Here is a 15,447-nt window from a genome sequence, read left to right as displayed (position 1 = left end):
AGCAATAACATATTACCTTACATCTGCACAATATTCCTGCAAGCTCATCACCTGACCCCGGTAAACCTGCCCCCCCATGAGGCCGGTCGCTATGGCCAGGTTGCTGACAAAAGGTTCCCCACGTATCCACTCGATCCCCACTCCCTGGGGCCTTTTGCCGTAGCCCTCAAGGCCCGGTATCTGGTACACCTCTCCGTTCACCCGCACAAAGCCCCCCGGCTCCACCGGGAAGGTGCCCTGGGGCTGCCACACCACGCGCTCGAGCCAGGGCCGGATGCGGGCGGTGACCTCCTCGCCCGTCTTGCGGGTCTCGTACCTCAGGGGGTGGATGCCCACCTCCTGGCACCAGCCCCACCCGCACTGCCAGCCCACCCCGTAGCCCCGGCTGCGCCCCTGGAGGTCGTAGATGACGTAGTCCCGGCGGGTACAGCCGAGCCAGCCGCACTGCTTGGAGGTCTGCACGCTGCGGAAGGTCTCCACCCCGCTGCCGGGGTCGAAGCTGAAGGTCGCCCCCCCGTCACCCCCGCAGCAGGCGACCTTGGCGGAGGTGGTGGTGCGGCCGGTGTCCACCCCCGCCTCCACCAGCGCCGTGCGCGAGCGCAGCGTGCAGTCGCCCCGCGCGGTCCCGCTGGCCTCCACCAGGGTGAGGCTCTCCCCGCTGTAGACGCGGTAGGGGTCATACCCCTGCGCCCGCACGTCCTGGATGCGCCCGTCCCAGACGTGATTGAACAGGTAGCTCGTCGTGACGGGGTCGCCCAGGTAGCGCTCGGTGACCTGGAACTCCACCCGCGCGGTGAGGCCGCCCGTCCAGCTCCCCTCCACCCAGGCCCGCCCCGCCCTCGGCCCCGAGAGGCCCATCCACAGGGCGATGCGGTCGTTCTCGGCCCACCCCGGGTCGTAGATGAGCCCCAGGCCCCGGAGGGCGATGCCCTCCAGGGTGCCTCCCTGCCCCACGATGAAGCCCACCGGCTCCTTCACGCCGCCGGGGAGCACCCGGATGGGGAGCGTGCTGCCGCAGTATTTGCGGGCCTCCGACTGCGGGATGTAGAAGGTCGTGGGCCCCGCCGTGCGCCACTCCCGCAGCCTGAGCGCCCACGGGGTAATCTGCGGCACCACCAGGTGCAGTTCCCCCGGCGCGTTCAGCACGCTCCTGAGGCCGGACAGGTCGCTGAGGCTGCCGCTGGTGGTCTGAGCCATCCCCACCCCCAGAGCCAGAAATACACCGACGGTCCACCTCATGGCCGCACCTCCCGCGCCTGGGACTGCAAGGCCGAGAGGGAGAGGGCCTTGCGGAAGAGCTCCGCCCCGCCTTTGGGCATCTCGATCACCTGGACGGTATCGGAGAAATCTCCTTTCCCCGACAGCAGGATGTAGTCGTGGCGGTAGCCGCGCACGATGAGCACCCCCGCCACCCCTTTGGTGCCGAGCTCGTAGGAGCGGCTGTCTTTCATCCCGCCGTAGACTCCCAGGCTGGCCCAGCCCTGCTGGAAGAGCCCCCCCACGCCCTGCACCGCGTAAAGCCGCAGTTGCACCGGCGCGATGGAGTAGCACAACCCCGAGCACGACGGCGGGTAGTTCCCCTGGTTGAGGTAGCCCTTCGCCAGGTAGTCGCGCAGCACCGCCCGCACCCCTTCGGCCAGGCCGGTGACCAGGCCCTCGATGAACATGGGCTGGCCTCCGGCCACGTCGTTCAGGATCCCTCTGATGTAGTTGGTGGCTTCCGCCTCCTTCCACAACAGCCAGGGCAGGTCGGCGGTGCTCCAGGGGATGTACACAGGCACGCGGGTTTCCTGAGTGAGGGTTTCCCCCATCACCACCCCGTTCAGCCGGTAGCAGACCGTGGCGGTGAGGGTGAAGGTGTACATCCCGTTGGCGCTCGAGGAGAGTGGGCCGAATCCCGCTTCCGCGGTAGACGAGCCTGTCCAGGACGTGAGCACCACCGGGCCGTAGTCGCCCCAGCGCAACGCCCCCCGCACTGAGAGGGTCGCGCTCATTACGTAGGCACGTGCGTCGGCCTGTACGGAGAAGGTCCCTGGTGCGGCCAATCCCCCTGGGGCTACGCTCACGCTCATCGCGGGCCGAGCGCTGAGGCTGGGGACGAGCGAGGGGGAAACGCTCGAGCAGTCGGGCCCCTGGGCCATAGCCAGGCCCATGACCCCCGTGGTGGCTAAAGCGATCAGCGCTCTCATCCCCGCACCCCCATCTGCCACAGCTGCTCGAGGTAGTACGCCACCTGCATCCCCACCTCCGGGCTCGCCAGCACCGTCCACAGCCCTTTGCCGTCCTTCACCACGAAGTACCTCCGGTCAATGAGGAGCATCCCCTTGCCCCGCAAGCCCTTCAGATACCGCACCTCCATCCCGGTCCTGACCCACGAGGGCAGCGCCCCGGAGACCAGGACGCGGGTGCGTGGGGGCAGGGCGCGGGCAAAGGCCGGATCGGGCAGGTCACCAATGACCAGGGCGTCCTGCCCCCCCACGCTGCTCACCCACCCCACCGCCTGGGGGAGGCTGGCCGTCTGGAAGAGAATCTGCTGCGGCTGCTGGGCCAGCCCCAAACCCATCCACAGAAGAAGGAAGGGGGCCAGGAATCTCATTTGACCTCCTGCTTGCGTAGGTTGGCGGCCCTGATCTGGTCCACCAGCAAGCACCCCCAGGTGAGCACCTGGCGCATGGTGGGGCCGTCCAGTTGCCACCAGGTGGGCATATAGACCGCCTGGTTGTCCAGGATGAGCAGGGGCAGCCCGGTGCGCCCCACCACCGAGAGGGGTTCGTTCTCGTTGCTGCTGGCAGCCACCTTCACGAAGCCCGCGAGCTCGGGGTTCTCCGTCCACCCCCGGAACCAGACCATCTGCTCCTGCGGGACTACCGCGAAGATTTGGGGCCGGTTCTGCTGACGGGTGGGGTCGGTCGTGCGAAGCCAGGCGTCCAGGTAGGAGATCACCGGCTGGAAAGACTGCACGTCCCCGATGAGGAGCACCTCCCTCGAGCGCGAAAGCCGCGCCTCCACGTCACCCTTCCAGTCCGCCGGGTAGATCATGTCCGCCGGGAGCAAACAGGTGATCTTGAGGCTGCACAGCCCGTTTCGCAACAGGTCGTAGGCGGTCTTGTAGTCTTTCGCATCCAGGGCGAGGCTTCCTCCTCCGAGGAAAACCGTCACCGTCAGGATGAGCGCATAGCTCCAACGCATCCTTCACCTCAGCAGCAGGTTGTAAACCTCCGGCCCGAATCCGGGGATGCTCACCCCGCTCACCCCCAGCCCCGGTACGCCCTTGACCCTGGGAACCTCATAGCCCTCCGGTACGCTCACCCAACCCCAGTAGGTGCGCTCCCCCGCGAAGGGCAGCACGTAAGGGGGCACCGGGACGGGTTTGGGCCAGTCCAGCGCCCCTGACAGCGAAATAAAAGGCGGGCTGGGCATCAGGGTGATCTTGATCCGTACCGGCACCCACCAGTAGAACAGCGCCCGCATCCCCAGGCTGGCGGCCACCCCCAGCGGGTTGCGGTCGGCGCGGAAGTCGGGCACCGTGGTCACCTCAGCCCGGTCCCACACCTGGAAGAAGCTCAGGTAGCCGAATCGCTCGTAGATGTAGGGGTTGGAGGGCGGGAACCAGCGCTTGAGCTCCTCCAGCCGCCAGGCACCGGGGGCGTTCTTGGCGTTGATGAAGAGGTCGCGCTGGACCAGCTTGCTCCCCTCGTCGGTGGCGGCCAGGGTTTGCAAGACCTGATTCATCACCTTCTCGTCCATCTCGGCGATAAGGCCCGTGAGTTGCCCGCTCACCGGCTGCAAGAAGGGCAGCCGGGCCAGGCCCCGCACCGCCTGGTAGTAGTAGGCCGTCCCCGCCAGCCGCTCGGCCTCGGGGAGCCGGGGGAGCCCCTGCCGTAGGGTTTGCAGAATCCCCTGGGCCTCGTTCACCAGGTTCTGCGGCGTGAGGCCGTCCAGCGTCCGCATCACCGGCGTGACCACCGCACCCCCCTCGAGCACGTGGGCCTGCCAGGGCATGGGGGCGAAGACCCGCAGCCGCGTGGGGTCGGAGAGGTCGGTGGGTACTCGAGGCCGCAACGCGGTGAGCACATCCTTCTGGTAGTCCGGGTAGTAGGCGCTCACCGCGTGGGCGATGCCGTCCGAGGCCCGCTTCTGCGCCTCGGCGTCGTTGAACCACAGGGGCTCGCCCCCCTCGTACCCCGGCGTGCACCAGGAGAAGCCGATGGCGTCGATGTCGATGCAGAACCCCGGCACGTACATCAGGGGCAGGATTTGCAGGCTGAGGTCGTCGCAGAAGTCATCAGGGTCCACCTGCGGCACCGGCCAGTAGGCGTCCAGCATGTGCTGCCCCTGGGCGGCGGGCTGCGGCCAGCCGAGTCCTGGGTCGAACCCCTGGGGTACGCTCCCCGAGGGCACGTCCACCCGTACCTCCGGCAGGGGCGGGTTCAGGTCAGGCCCCTTGAGCCCGGCCCAGCAGTACACCGCGTACAGCGCGGGGTTGTTGAGCCGGGTGATCACGTGCCAGTAGTAGCGCTCCTCGAAGCGCTGCCAGGCTCGCCTCAGGTCGCGGGCCACCTCCTGGGTGGTGGCGAGGTCGCTCATGGGCAGCCGCCACTCGTGGGCCACCGGCGCTTTCCCGCCCTCGCGGGCTGCCTGGTTCTCCTTCCAGCGGTCGGTCCTGAGCACCTCCACGAAGGGCCATTTGAGCAGGGTGAGCCGATCCAGTCGGTAGTCCGGTGCGCTCACCAGATAGCGCGTGGTCTCGGGGTAGCGCGGGTCCTGGGCCAGCGCCACCCCCACCAACAAAACCGCCATCCAGATCCACCGCATCAATCCCACCTCCCCAAACGCAGGCCCTCGGGCTCACCCCCTGTGAGCAGGGTGTCCAGGGCCTCGGCAAAGTCGGGGTACAGCACGAACTTCCCCTTGCCCCGCACCTCCAGGCACATGGCGAAGGACGGGCGGCTTCTGCGCTTCCCCTCCACCGGGTCGCCCAAAATGGGCAGCAGCACCGGGTTCTCCAGCAGGTCCAGGATGGTCTCGCCGTGGGCGGTGGCCACCACCCGCACCCCCCGCCTCGAGGCCGTCAAGCACTGGAATACGTCCTCGTTGTAGCCGATCTCGTCGGCCACCACCACCTCCGGGGAGTGGTTGGCGATGGCCTGGTAGATCACCCAGCCCTGGTTCTTCGAGGGCGGGTCGGGTACCTGGAGGCGCCGGGCCGGGGAGATGCCGGGGTGGGTGAGTTTCCCGTCGCCCCCGATCTCGTTGCTCGTGTCCACCACCGCCACCCGGGGGCCGAAGCGCTGGGCCAGGATGCGCACGATGTCGCGCAGCAGGGTGGTTTTGCCCGTCCTGGGGGGCCCCACCACCAGCAGCGAGCCGGTCTGCTCGAGCCAGGGCCTCAGGGCCTCGGCCACCCCCATCACGAAGCGGCCAATGCGGACCGTCACCCCCACGGTCTCGCCGTGGGCGTCCTGGATGCGGCTGATGCGGTGCAGGGTGCCCTCGAGGCCGGCCCGGTTGTTCTCCTTGAACCCGCCCAGGCGGTGGGTGAGGTAGGAGAGGTCGTCCTTGCCCACCGCCCGGCCCTCCAGGACATGAACCTGATCCCCCGCCGTGTAGATCAGGGGCTTCCCCAGGTCCAGCACGATCTCGTCCAGGCTGTCCCGATGTCCCTCCACCTCCACCCGCACCCACGGGGGCAGCCGCTCCATGAGGCGGGCGAACTCCTCGGGGAAGCGCTCGTGTACCCGCACTACGCTTTTCTGTTCCGCTTCAACCACCGGTACACCCATAGCACGTCCCTCACGTACTTCTGCGTATCCGGATAAGGGGGAATCCCTCTGTACTTGCGAACCGCCCCGCTCCCGGCGTTGTAGGCGGCCAGGGCCAGGGGCCAGTCCCTGAAGCTGTTCCACAACTGCCGAAGGTGCCTGGCTGCGCCCCACAGGTTCCACTGCGGATGGAAAAGCCGCTCCCGCGAGATGCCGATGGCCCGCCCCGTGGCGGGCATGATCTGCCCCAGCCCTACCGCTCCGTCAGGGGAGACGGCATCCGGGCAGAAACGGCTTTCCACCCAGACCAGCGCGATGAGCAGGTCGGGGTCGAGGCCGTAGCCTCTGGCGTAGTAGGCCGCCCATCCTGCAAGGTCGGGGGGAATGCGGCCACAGGCCAGGCCCATCCCCAGGCTCAGCACCAGACTCACCATCAGGCCGCGCATCCCCCCTCCAGCCGCCAGTTATTCCGCACGCTGCTCCTCCGAGTGTTCCCCTGACGGGGAAGCAACCTGCTCGGCCCGCACCGCCAGCCGCGCAATCCCCCGCCGGATGTGGCGGAGCTCCTCCAGCGCCCCCAGCCCCAGAAGCACCAGGGCCGAGAGCAGCAGCACCAGCATCCCGAACTCGATCATGCTGCCCCGGAGGAGGAAAATCCCCGGCAGCACGCCCGAAAGGCCGACGATCACGCCTGCCCAACCGATGACCCGTATCGCACGCTCCATCGTCACCTCAGATATTTCTGCGCGGCCCGCCGCACCAGGCCCTCCACCGAGTAGGGGCGGGCTACCCCATAGGCCTCTACAAACTGCCGCACCAGCGCGGCCACCCGCTTGGGGTTCTCCTCCAGGCGGTAGACCGGCAGGCCCATCCGCTGTTCGCGGATGACCGCTACCCGGCGATCCACCACCGCGTAGTCCCCTCGGGTATAGGCTAACAATCTTGCCCCCGTTCCGCTTAGAACAGAAGCCCAGGGGAGGTAAGAGGCCCCGATCTCCGCCGTATCCGCTCGGGTGAGGATGTAGCCCTTAGCCCCCCGCTCGACCACCGCGACGCGGTAGCCCTCGGCAATAGCCCGGTCGTCGAAGACGCCCATCTCCAGCAGCACCTCGCTGCGGGCGGTGGCGATCAGGCGGGTCACCTCCGCCTCGGAGAGGGTAGGGGCCTCCTGGTGTACGGGCGAAGCCCGTCCCGATAGGGGATCGTCCATGGAAGCGCTCAGGGCAACGCTCAGGCCCATCAGGAGGGCCACCGTCAGCCTAGGCCGCAGCATCCCCCACCCCCACCGCCCGCGCGATCCGCTCGGCCTCCTGGCCCTCGGCCACCACCTGCACCCACTCCCTCCCGTAGCGGTACAGGCGGTAGCCCTCCCCGGCCACCCCGACCAGACAGTGCTGCAACGTCTCGTCCCACACCACCCAGGTGGCGTCCTCCAGGAGCCGCCAGAACTCCCGCGCCTCAAGCCTCATCGCCCAGCGCCTCCAACGAAACCGCCACCCGCACCCGCCCCTCTACCCTGGGCAGCCGCTTGGCAAACTCCCGCAGGACGGTCTCGGCCTCCGCCTCGCTCATCATCACCTCGGCCTGGCCGTCCAGGCCCTGCCGCCTCGCCCATTCCCGTACCCTGCACCAGCGCACCAAGGCGGCCACGAAGCCCTTCTCCAGCACTTCCAGCCCCTTGCTGGTGAGGTTCACCGAGAGCTCCCTGGCCCCCTTGACCTCCACCCATCCCTCCCGCACCCAGGCGGTCTTGGGTGGGGGGAAGCCCTCCGGCAGGACGAAGCGGAGGCCCGTGGTGGTCTTCTTGTGGTAGTAACGCTGGAATACCGGCATGACCGAAGTCAGTCGGCGGATGTAGTCCTCGAGGCTGCGCGGGTCACTGGCCTCGATTGCGGCGGGCTGCGGTTTTACCGTCCGGTGTACGGCCGGAGGCCGTCCCGATAGGGCATCGTCCGTTCGATGTACGGGCACAGCCCGTCCCACCAGGGGATCGTCCGTGGCCGCTGGAGGAGAAGCCTCGGAAGAGGAAACCGTTGCGGTTACGGCTGGGCTTGCGGTGGCCGGGCGCTCGCCCGATTTCCGGGCTTTCTCGTACAGCCCGTGCAGCGGGTGCTTTTTCTCCCACATCCCTCCGAGGTAGGTACGCACCGGCGGCTTGCCGTCGAGGATGACCACGGTCTCGCCCTTCTTCACCTCCCGCATCTCCTCAGCGGATAAGAGGAAGCGGGCCTCTTCCCGTTCCCCCTCGCCCTCGCTGCCCGAGAGGAAGCCGCTCCTGGAAGAGCTCCGGGAGTAGCCCACCACCGTCTCATAGCCCAGGGTGCGCGCGAGCCACTTGCGATCCTCCTCCGAGAGCCGCTCGAGCAGATACACCTGCTGCCCAAATGTTCCCTGGATGCTCTCCCACACGTCCCGCCCGTACACCGAGCGCCCGTTCGCCAGGTTCTGCACGCTCACGTGGAAGGCGGCCCCCTTCGAGCGCATGGTCTTGAGGTTGTCCTCGATGCCGGGGAGCTTCCCAAAGGCCGTGAACTCGTCGAGGTAGACCGAGGTCAGCGTCTTCAGCGTCCCCCCGTTCCGGGCTGCGGCGCGGTGGATCTCCCGGTCCATGATCCGCTTGACCAGCCACAGGAGGGCCGTGCCCTTCCCGCCCTCCAGGTGCTCCTGGGGAATCCCGATGTACAGCAGGCTGGGCTCGCTGAAGAAGCGCTCCCAGGGGATAGCCCCCTCACCGGGCAGGCTCGAGCGATCCAGGTGGTCGTTCTCGAACAGGGCCAGCTTCCCCGCCAGCCCCGCCACCACCCCGGCGATGATGTCCTCGCGGGTCTGGAGCACTGCTCCGATGCGCTCTTTGAGGTGGGGCCTGACCTCAGCGTAGGCTTTGAGCTCCTCCTTGCCCTGGCGCAACACCTCCAGGATGTGCCGCAGGGAGTAGCGCCCCTCCTGCCCCTCGACCCAGATCAGCCCGGCCAGCAGCATCCGCTCGAGGTTGGCGTAGAACTCCGCCCCCCCGTCGGCCCCTCGAGGCACGATGATGTCCGCGATGTGGCTCGCCTCCTGGGGGTTCTCGGCCCCCTCCAGGAGCACGATCCGGGCCGAGCCTGCGGCGAAGGGCGTATAGGCGTACACCGGGCGGCCAAAGTAGCGGTAGTAGCGCCCGGCCTCCATCAGCCCGCCCTCGTCGGGCCACTTCAGGTCGAAGACGACGGCGCTCCAGCCGTCGCGTGCGTCGAGCAGGAGGTTGGGCTGGAAGTAGCCCGTCGTTTTACCCCCGCCGGGCTTGCCCACCACCAGCGTCCCGGTGCGCCGCTCCATGTGCGGCACCCGCAGGGGCTTGCCCTCAAACAGGCCGTACCAGCCGGTTCCCTTCTCGCCCAGGTAACCCGCCAGGTCTCTGGCGGTGGCCCATCGCCCCTGCCCCGGCAGCTTGCGCGGGCGGTGGGGGCGGATGAGGAAGGGCAGCATCCCCAGGGCAAAGCCCCCCGCCACCACCAGCCGCAGGGTGTCCAGGGGAAGGGCCTTCTGCCACAGGCTGTTGAAGACCTGGGTACAGCCACCCATGAAGTCGCCATAGCAGCGCAGGAGGAGCTCGCCCGGCGTGGCCGCCTTCAGCGCCGCCCCCCACCCGGCCCGGAGCATTTCCCGAGCCACCTCCATCGCCGCCTGATAGCCGAGCCAGCCCACCAGGGCCAGGGTGGACAGCATCACCAACCCGCCTCCCAGGCGCAGGAGCTTGTGGGAGGCGCGGACTTCGAGCAGCGAGCCCGGACGGCGTGCGACGCTCATGGCCTCACCCCAGGTGCTCCACCAGCCTGCGGGTGGCCGCGTCCAGGCTGCCGTAGACCCGCTCGAGGGGACGCCCGTCCACCTCTAGCTGCCAGGTGCCCACCTCCCGCCCGGCCCTGCCGGGGGCCTCCCGCACCTCGCCCACCGCCCGCACCACGCAGTCGCGGCCCCGGTGGGTGAACCAGCGTCCAAGAAGCTCCTTCCCTTCGATCAGGTCCGATGCGTTCAATGCGTTCAGTTCCACTTTTACTCCTCGTCTCAGTCGTCGCTGGAGGGACTGGGCATCCCGCGCGGCGCGGACAACTCCCGCCCGCTCACCTGCCGCCATTCGGCCTCGATCACCTCGCCCTGCGGGTGGTAACCCCCACCGTAGTAGGGCTGGATGTCGTAGGCCACCGGGCGCGGATGGATCGTCTGGGCAGCCACAGGCTGGCTTGCGGTCCCGCCCTGCGCCCCTGCCGCTCCCTCCACGCTCGCCCTGGCCGCCGGAGTTCCGCTGTAGATTCGCCCACCCAGGCTCGCCGTGCCCATCACCTGCCGCACGCCGGTGGCCACGAACCCGCCGATGAAGCTCATGGCCACCCGCTCGACGTTGAACAGGATGTAGGCCGCCGCCGCCATGCCCGAGAGCATGAGGATGACCCCCAGCAGCCAGGCTTGCAGCGCCGTGCCAATCTGTTGCAGCACGGCGGTGACTTGCGTCCACAGGGCATTCAGATTGTTCCCGAGAACGCAGCCCACGTCCCCGAAGCCACACTTATCCATGGCCCCCTCCATCGCCGCCAGACCCGCGTCCTTCTGAGCCTCGATGCGGTCGAGGGCCTGGTCCACGTAGGCGTTGACCTGGTACACCGGGCGGTTCACCCCCAAATCCACCGCCGCCTTGAAGCCCACCGGCAGCAGGATCACGATCAGGAGGGCCCCCATCACCGCCGCCACCCACCGGCCGAACCAGTCCGCCGCCGCGCCTTTGGGGAAGATCAGCAAGGCCGCCGCCAGCGGAAAGAGGGCCACCCCCACCTCCACCGTGAAGGAGGCCACCACGATGATGACGAAGAAGAACAGCATCATCGGGATCAGGAGCAGCGTGGCCCAGTTCAGGTACTGGAGCGCCCTGGCCGCTCCCGCGCTCGTCCCGGAGGCGAGCGTCCTGGCAGCCGCGTTTTTGGCCGCGTTCTCGGCGGTCCTCGCGGCCATGACCTTGAGCGCCCCCACTGCCCCCATGAAGGGCACCACCCGCAAGGCCAGCGCGTCGAGGTTGTCCGCCGCCTCGGAGAGGGTGGCGGCGGAGGCGTCGGTGCCCCACTCCCTCGCTGCGGTCATGGCCCGGTCGAGGGTTCCCCCCACGAAGCCGCTGTTCCACAGCGAGAGCAGGAGTCCCACCACCGCCAGCCGCACGAAGGCCCCCTTGATGGCCTCCAGGCCGCCGCCCACGATGCCCTGCACAATGCCGTAGACGAAGCCCAGCATCACCAGGGCCAGGGCCAGCCCCGAGATACCCCCCGCGAGGCGGGTCATGTCCCGGCTGATGCTCTGCAACCAGCGCGAGAGGTCGAAGAAGGCCTGGAAGAGGTTCTGCTGCTGCGCCGTGCCGCTGGGGGGGGGTATCTGAGGCTCCTCGGCCAGGGCCAGCCCCGCGAGCAGGGCCAGAACCAGAACGAGTAAGGGAAGAATCCTGATCCTGTGCACACTACCCTCCTATGGACGGAGGCAGGTGATGTTCCCGTCCTGCCCCGGCCCCAGCACCCCGTCGGGGCAGGCCACCGTGCGGGAGAGGGTGGCCAGCATCCTGAGGTTGGCGGTCTGGCTCTCGGCCTCCTCGCTCACCTGGGCCATGGTCCGCTCCACCTCGCCCTTCCAGGCGGCGATCTCGTCGGCCCGCCGCTGGAGCTCGATCTCGATGAGGTTGGAGAGTTGCTGGGTGGTGTAGGCCTGCTGCACCGCCCCCTCCCGCACCGCCTGCGTCACGTCCTGGGTGTTGGCCAGGTTCTGCCGCATGATCTTGGCCTGGGCGTCCACCAGAATCTCCAGCACCTCGCGGGTGGAGTTGGCCTCTTTGGCCCGCCGCACCACCTGCTCGGCCTCGCCCTCCTGAGCAGGCAGGGGGTTGGTGACCTGCAGGGCCTTCGCCAGTTCTTCCTGGGTGCGGCCCGTGCTGGACTTTTCGATCTGATCCTCCGCCGCCGACTTGACCGCCTCGACTTTGCCCCGTAGCTGGGCCAGCCCTTCGGCCTGCTGGCTGGTAATGACCTCCGCCCCGATGAGGTTGGGGTTGAGCTTGAGGGCCTCCACCGCCCACCACGAGGGGCTGCCGTTGGGGTAGGGGTTATCACGGATGGCCTGCACCTGCCTGTCACGTACCTGCGCCATCCAGTTGGAAATCTTGGCTACCATCTGGCGGTAGTTGCGCCGCAGGCTGAGGAAGTCCCGCTCGAGCTCGTCGGTCTGCACGTTGGCCTGCGCCAGCCCCAATTCCGCTCCCAGGGCGTTGGCGATGTAGCTCACCCCGGTGATGAAGCCCTCCTTCTTGAGCATCTCGAAGTCGGCCTTCACCTCGTCCCACATCCCCACCGCCCGGTCGAGCGTGCGGTAGAGGGTGCACACCCAGCGCACGCTCTCCAGGCTGAAGCTGTTGATGGTGGCGCAGGTCGCGCTGCCCCACTGCCGCACCTGCGACCAGATGGCCTCCAGCGAGGCGGGGTTCTGGGAGGGGGGCTCCGCCGCCGGGTCCACCACCACGCTGAAGAGGTAGGTTTTCTGCCCCACCGTGAGGGTAGCCATCCCCGAGCCGGTCGGGGTGTTCGCCGCCGCCGTGAAGACCACCTCCACCGTGGCGTTCTTCTTGGGGTCGGCCACGGTGATGCTGGTGGGGCTGTAGGTCAACCCCTGGGGCAGCCCGGTGATGGTGATGGGGAGCGTCCCGGTGAATCCCTCCGGCAGCACCGCCAGGGTGGCTTTGGCCCCCTTCCCCGGTGCCATGCTCACCGGGGTGGGGGAGAGGTCGATGAAGTAGTTCTGGGCCATTCCCAGGCCCAGCAGCAGGAAAAGGGCGATTCCCCTACGCATATTCACTCTCCATAGGCCAGCGCCCGCACCGCCCGCATCACGTCCCCGTAGCGCTCTACCGCCTCGCGCCGCCGGGCCACCTCCTCCCTGGTCGAGGTGAACAGCCAGTAGTCCGCCGGGCTGGGACGCACCACGATGACCTCCCCCTCGCGGCCTTCCCCGGTGCGGATCCAGGCCAGGGCCTCGGAGTAGACCCCCCTGACCCCGGTGAGCCCGCCGTGTACGGCGATGGCCCGGTCGGGCATCCCCAGCACCTCCCGCATCACCGCTAGCTCGGCCTCGCTGCGCGACAGGCGCAGCAGGAAGTGGAAGCTGGTGTTTTGCAACAGCGCCCTGGGCCCTTCCCCGGCGAAGTCCGCCAGGCTCTGGGTGATGCTCCAGATGCCGCCGCCCAGGAAGCGGAAACGGCGGTAGAGTTCCTCGATGAGGGCGCTGGCGTAGGGGCTCTGGAAAACCTTCCAGGCCTCGTCGAGCACCACCAGCACCCGCCGCCCCTGCCCCCGCCTGGCCCGCTTCCACACCAGGTCCGCGATCAGGAGGGTGCCGATGATCTCCAGGTCGTCCTTGAGGCCCTCGAGCTCGTAGCACACCACCCGCGCCTCGGCCAGGGGCACGCTGGTGGGCCGGTCGAGGAACTGCCCCTTGGGGCTATCCCCCACCCAGGACTGGAGCCTGAGCGCCAGGTTGCGGGCCACTTCCTTCTCCGAGGGTGAGGCCGGGCGGCTGCCCACCTCGTCCAGCAGCACGAGGGTCTGCACCAGGTCGGAAAGCCTCGCTCCCCCGTAGACCTTCCTGTAGCTCCCGTCGGGCTGGGGCAGGTCGGGGCTCGCTCTCTTGTAGGTCTGGAGGATGGCCGCCTCGAGGATGGCGTTCTCCACCGCCTCCTCGGTTTTATCGTCCCCCGGAGGGAGGGTGGCCCTGAGGAAACGCAGCACGTCCTGGAGCTTCTCAGGGCCGGGTTCGGCCTCGCCCTCCTCCAGGTCGAACATGTTCACCGCTGTCTGCCCGCCGGGGCGGACGTCGATGAAGGCCCCCCCGAAGGCTTCCACCAGCGCCTCGTAGTTGCGCCCCCGGTCCAGGATCACCACGTCCACCTCGTCCCGGCGCAGCAAATCCGCGAGCACGTACTGGGTGAAGAAGGTCTTCCCTGAGCCCGATCCCCCGGCGATGATCCCGTTCCAGTTGGTCGTGACAGGGGTGAAGGGGTCGAAGCGGGTGAGCGAGCGGAATCGGTTGTGAAAGAGCACCACCGCCCTCTCGTGCCCCCGCCAGGCCCCCGTGAGGGGCACCAGGTCGGCGGCGTTGGACTCTAAGAGGCTCACCACCTCGTCGCTCGTCCCCCCGCCGAAGGGGGCCCGGCTCTTCCAGGGCTCGAAGAGGCCGTTTTTGAGTTGACGGAAGGGGTTGCCGGGGATCTCCGAGAGCTTGCCCACGATCTGGCTGGCCCGCCGCTCGAGGACCTCCCGCTCCCGCTCGATGAGCACCAGCGCCACCCCCACCCGGTACACGTGGTCGCCGGTCTGGGAGATGTGGGCGATGGCCCCCTCGGTCTCCTTCTGCCCCACGATGATGTTGGGGTCCACATAGGTCTCGGTGTTGGCGCTGGCCGCGTAGAAGCGCCGCGCCCTGGCCTTGAGGGCCTTCAGGGCCCGCTCGTAGGGCTCGTGGTGGAAGTCCACCACCAGGTAGAACTCCCCCCCTCCGGCCAGCGCCAGCACGTCGCCCATCTCGGTGTAGGTCTCGTCGGGGATGGTGTAGAGGGTGAACAGCGAGAGCCAGCGCCCGCCCACGTAGAGTGCGTCACGCCGGGAGTTGTCCACCTCGCTCCGGAGGAGCTGGGTGCGCAGGGTGGGGGGCCGCAGGCCCGGCATCCGCTCCACCGCCCTCCTCGGGTAGCGCTGCCAGGTGGGGCGGTAGCGGGGCACCCCGGCCTGCCGCAGGCCGGGGTTGAGGTAGCGGTAGACCAGGCCGAAGACCTCCTGGGAGTCCATCTCCCGCACCTCCACCCCCCGCCCCCTGGCGATCATGCGGATGCGCTCGCGGATTTTGGCCCCCTCCTTCACCCGCTCAGTAAGCTCGGCCCCCCCGAAGGGGAGCCGCCGGGGGCGCTTGTGGCCGTAGGCCACGGTGAGGAAGGCCCGCCGACCCATCACCTCCCCGCGCTCCCACAGACCCCGCCAGTGGCGGTAGCGCTCCTCCCCGATGGCGCGGGCCACCGGGTGAGTGGGGTTGAAGGCCTCCCGGTACGCCTCCACCTCGGCTTCAGGAGCCGGGGACGCCTCAACGATGAGCCGCGCCCGTGCCCCTTGGGGCACCCCGTTCCTGAGGACGCTGCGCACCATGAAGAGCAGCCCCTCGAGCTCGCTCTGCGGCAGGAGCAGGGTGGGCTTGAGCAGGAGTTCCACCCCCACCTCGCACCGCCCGTCCTCGAGGAACATCACCCCCTCGTGGATTTCCCAGTAAGGAAACTCCTCGGTGAGCGAGCGCTCCCGAGGCCGGTTGAGAAGATTTGCGCTCTTAGCCGTCATGATCTCGCGTGAAGAGTGGCGTGGTCTCCTGGTCCTTCCCCGGCGCGTAGCGGTCGCTCTGCGTGAGCCACAGCGCCTCGTGCAGCAGGGAGGCTCCGGGGTAGCGCTCCCTGAGCTTTTCTGCCAGCACCAGCGCCAGGTATCCCGTCACCGCACCGGCCAGCAGCCCTGCCGCCGGGTGCATCCCCTCCATGAGCCGCAGCCCGACCACGAAACCCATCCCGATGACCGGAAGCTGCCATAGCTCCAGGCCCACGATGGTGATGGGCTGGTAGAGGCGGTACACCCGGCGGCGCACGTTACCC

Annotated in this window: 16 protein-coding genes; all 16 read right to left on the bottom strand. The window is 68.5% G+C overall.

Going from position 1 to position 15,447, the window contains the following annotated elements:
- Positions 1 to 12: 12 nt before the first annotated feature.
- The 16 genes from MEICH_RS0101020 to MEICH_RS0100945 all read right to left on the bottom strand — a co-directional run bounded on the left by MEICH_RS0101020 (position 13) and on the right by MEICH_RS0100945 (position 15,440).
- Positions 13 to 1,239, bottom strand: coding sequence for a hypothetical protein (locus tag MEICH_RS0101020; protein ID WP_027891083.1), 1,227 nt, complete (start codon positions 1,237 to 1,239; stop codon positions 13 to 15).
- A complete protein-coding gene (locus MEICH_RS22925) occupies positions 1,236 to 1,994 on the bottom strand; it encodes a hypothetical protein (RefSeq protein ID WP_245587588.1) in 759 nt (252 codons plus the stop codon). The genes MEICH_RS0101020 and MEICH_RS22925 overlap by 4 nt, the downstream gene beginning before the upstream one ends.
- Before the next feature lie 191 nt (positions 1,995 to 2,185).
- The gene (locus tag MEICH_RS0101010) at positions 2,186 to 2,596 is read right to left on the bottom strand and encodes a hypothetical protein (RefSeq protein ID WP_027891082.1); all 411 of its coding nucleotides are present in this window, start codon (positions 2,594 to 2,596) and stop codon (positions 2,186 to 2,188) included.
- Entirely contained in the window at positions 2,593 to 3,189 is a 597-nt protein-coding gene (locus MEICH_RS0101005; protein WP_027891081.1) for a hypothetical protein, read from the bottom strand. The genes MEICH_RS0101010 and MEICH_RS0101005 overlap by 4 nt, the downstream gene beginning before the upstream one ends.
- A gap of 3 nt (positions 3,190 to 3,192) precedes the next feature.
- Positions 3,193 to 4,815, bottom strand: a complete 1,623-nt coding sequence (locus tag MEICH_RS0101000) for a hypothetical protein (RefSeq protein ID WP_027891080.1) — start codon at positions 4,813 to 4,815, stop codon at positions 3,193 to 3,195.
- Positions 4,815 to 5,744, bottom strand: coding sequence for an AAA family ATPase (locus MEICH_RS0100995; RefSeq protein ID WP_245587587.1), 930 nt, complete (start codon positions 5,742 to 5,744; stop codon positions 4,815 to 4,817). The genes MEICH_RS0101000 and MEICH_RS0100995 overlap by 1 nt, the downstream gene beginning before the upstream one ends.
- On the bottom strand, positions 5,744 to 6,208 hold the full coding sequence (locus tag MEICH_RS0100990) for a lytic transglycosylase domain-containing protein (protein WP_027891078.1): 465 nt from the start codon (positions 6,206 to 6,208) through the stop codon (positions 5,744 to 5,746). The genes MEICH_RS0100995 and MEICH_RS0100990 overlap by 1 nt, the downstream gene beginning before the upstream one ends.
- 18 nt (positions 6,209 to 6,226) lie before the next feature.
- Positions 6,227 to 6,487, bottom strand: coding sequence for a hypothetical protein (locus MEICH_RS22920; RefSeq protein ID WP_051303819.1), 261 nt, complete (start codon positions 6,485 to 6,487; stop codon positions 6,227 to 6,229).
- 2 nt (positions 6,488 to 6,489) lie between these two features.
- Positions 6,490 to 7,035: a phospholipase D-like domain-containing protein gene (locus MEICH_RS0100980; RefSeq protein ID WP_027891077.1), complete on the bottom strand. Its 546-nt coding sequence runs from the start codon at positions 7,033 to 7,035 to the stop codon at positions 6,490 to 6,492.
- The gene (locus MEICH_RS0100975; protein ID WP_027891076.1) at positions 7,022 to 7,231 is read right to left on the bottom strand and encodes a hypothetical protein; all 210 of its coding nucleotides are present in this window, start codon (positions 7,229 to 7,231) and stop codon (positions 7,022 to 7,024) included. Before MEICH_RS0100975 ends, MEICH_RS0100980 begins: the two co-directional genes overlap by 14 nt.
- Positions 7,221 to 9,548 (bottom strand): type IV secretory system conjugative DNA transfer family protein, encoded by a 2,328-nt coding sequence (locus MEICH_RS0100970; RefSeq protein ID WP_027891075.1) that lies wholly within the window; start codon positions 9,546 to 9,548, stop codon positions 7,221 to 7,223. The genes MEICH_RS0100975 and MEICH_RS0100970 overlap by 11 nt, the downstream gene beginning before the upstream one ends.
- Before the next feature lie 4 nt (positions 9,549 to 9,552).
- Positions 9,553 to 9,792: a hypothetical protein gene (locus MEICH_RS0100965; protein WP_245587586.1), complete on the bottom strand. Its 240-nt coding sequence runs from the start codon at positions 9,790 to 9,792 to the stop codon at positions 9,553 to 9,555.
- Between the two features lie 14 nt (positions 9,793 to 9,806).
- Positions 9,807 to 11,237 (bottom strand): hypothetical protein, encoded by a 1,431-nt coding sequence (locus tag MEICH_RS0100960; RefSeq protein ID WP_245587585.1) that lies wholly within the window; start codon positions 11,235 to 11,237, stop codon positions 9,807 to 9,809.
- Between the two features lie 9 nt (positions 11,238 to 11,246).
- Positions 11,247 to 12,614 carry a hypothetical protein gene (locus MEICH_RS0100955; protein WP_027891072.1) on the bottom strand — a complete coding sequence of 456 codons (1,368 nt, stop codon included), beginning with the start codon at positions 12,612 to 12,614 and terminating at the stop codon, positions 11,247 to 11,249.
- A gap of 2 nt (positions 12,615 to 12,616) precedes the next feature.
- The gene (locus MEICH_RS0100950) at positions 12,617 to 15,142 is read right to left on the bottom strand and encodes a TraG/VirB4 family ATPase (RefSeq protein ID WP_036218101.1); all 2,526 of its coding nucleotides are present in this window, start codon (positions 15,140 to 15,142) and stop codon (positions 12,617 to 12,619) included.
- Positions 15,132 to 15,440: a hypothetical protein gene (locus tag MEICH_RS0100945; protein WP_027891070.1), complete on the bottom strand. Its 309-nt coding sequence runs from the start codon at positions 15,438 to 15,440 to the stop codon at positions 15,132 to 15,134. Before MEICH_RS0100945 ends, MEICH_RS0100950 begins: the two co-directional genes overlap by 11 nt.
- Positions 15,441 to 15,447 lie beyond the last annotated feature (7 nt).

The organism is Calidithermus chliarophilus DSM 9957, assembly GCF_000430045.1.
Lineage (GTDB): Bacteria > Deinococcota > Deinococci > Deinococcales > Thermaceae > Calidithermus > Calidithermus chliarophilus.
Note: the sequence above shows the minus strand (reverse complement) of the source record. Positions and strands in the feature narration are given on the sequence as shown.